Here is a 1565-nt window from a genome sequence, read left to right as displayed (position 1 = left end):
GCACGAAGAACAATTTGTTTTTCAAAATTAGAAAGTATGCATGACACGGTAATCGGTTTGTTAATTAATCGAGTAGAATTTGGAATTGATATTCATGCCTATCACTAAATTAGACCACTACCACCTATTGCTTAGTGTTTAACACTAAAGAGGCATAATCACTGTGATACAGCCCATCTGGTTTTTCGGGCAAAGTTATAGCAACGGCTGCAAGCATGACAGTGCCCGATACCTGCTCTCTAATAGAAAACATGCCGCGAGAATCAGTTCTATATTGATAAAGCTCTTTTTCCGAATCTCTGACCTTAACCTCATGGTGAGGTAGAGGCTTACCATCGAGTAGAAGCTGAAAGCGACCTGCATCATCATTAGCAGTTATGAATTCAAGCTTTTGCCCGATAGGCTTCGAACTCAGGTCTCGGCTACCTTTACAGCTTTTAACGCAAATAAAACTTTTTGTATGTTTAACGTAACTTCTCTGCAATGGAGGCTTGCCCGGTAATGCCATAAAAGCTTGCTTAATAGATTCTGATGCTCCTATTTCCTCCAAATATCCTTCTGTATTCTTATGCTCGATATCACCAGAACGCGTTTTAGTGCTTATAGCTACCACTCCAACGCCAGCTTCACTTGCATTAAAATTGACTGTTAAAAAACCATTGCCATCTTTAAATGATGGGTCGGCTACATTTTTTCCATTTAGTTGAACCGTTGACGAAGAAATACGCTCTTGGTTTACGCCCCACGTTAGGTCAGGAAAGCTTAATCCGCTAGCCATTCTAACTTCAACGTCACTATTCATTTCCCAAACACTTTGTGTTGGCAGCAAAAATGTCTCGTGAGCCATAGCTGTTGGCAATACAAACATGTGTAAGGTAATTAATAGCCGAGTTATTACTCTTTCAACTTTTATGTTTTTTATAATATTCACTCTAAATTCCCGTGTTCGTTATAAATATGATTTCCGATACTCTTGCAGAGTTACTACTTTTTAAAATGATGTGAACTAATAAGACAATAAAGGTGCTCTATTAAAAGAGCACCATTGGAGTTCGCTATATTCTGCTACGTGTTTTCAACTCAAAATTAGTGAACCATAAAGCCAAAGCTATCTTTCATTTTGTGCCCATCTTTACCTAGGAAAGTAACATCAACAACATAGTTAGCAGATGTAAGTTTCGGCAGCTTCCACGTAAATTCGGTATTGGTTTCTTTAGTAGGTTTGAAGCCAAATTTAATCTTTTTACCTTGTTTATTTTTCAATGTGATTTTGACTACACGAACCTCTTTGCTAAATGCCAACGTTAACTTTTCTGGAGTTTTCATTAGCATTGCATTATCAGCAGGCACACTTTTTTCAAGATGAACATGCGCGAACACCACACTACTAAAAACAATGCTGATTACGGTTAAAAATTTAATAAATGTTTTCATATTTACCTCACACATTCCGCACCTAATTTTCCTAATAACGTATTTATCGCCAAATCATTTAAAGTAGCCATCAGATCACAACAACTATGGCAAATAGATCACAAAGGGATAGCTAAAAGATCACAGACAGC

2 protein-coding genes and 1 pseudogene are annotated in these 1565 nt (G+C 37.4%); 1 reads left to right on the top strand and 2 read right to left on the bottom strand.

The genetic code is table 11. The features are described from left to right. Positions 1 to 108 (top strand): annotated as a pseudogene (locus JQC92_RS23385) (IS1 family transposase); the annotation flags it as partial. Positions 109 to 124: 16 nt separating this feature from the next. Here JQC92_RS23385 and JQC92_RS22220 read toward each other — a convergent pair. Then, complete coding sequence (locus tag JQC92_RS22220) at positions 125 to 931, bottom strand: DUF4198 domain-containing protein (RefSeq protein WP_205001706.1); 807 nt, start codon at positions 929 to 931, stop codon at positions 125 to 127. 155 nt (positions 932 to 1086) lie between these two features. Beyond that, positions 1087 to 1434: a copper resistance CopC family protein gene (locus JQC92_RS22215; protein WP_205001705.1), complete on the bottom strand. Its 348-nt coding sequence runs from the start codon at positions 1432 to 1434 to the stop codon at positions 1087 to 1089. Positions 1435 to 1565 lie beyond the last annotated feature (131 nt).

This window comes from Parashewanella hymeniacidonis (genome assembly GCF_016900895.1).
Taxonomy (GTDB): Bacteria; Pseudomonadota; Gammaproteobacteria; order Enterobacterales; family Shewanellaceae; genus Parashewanella; species Parashewanella hymeniacidonis.
Note: the sequence above shows the minus strand (reverse complement) of the source record. Positions and strands in the feature narration are given on the sequence as shown.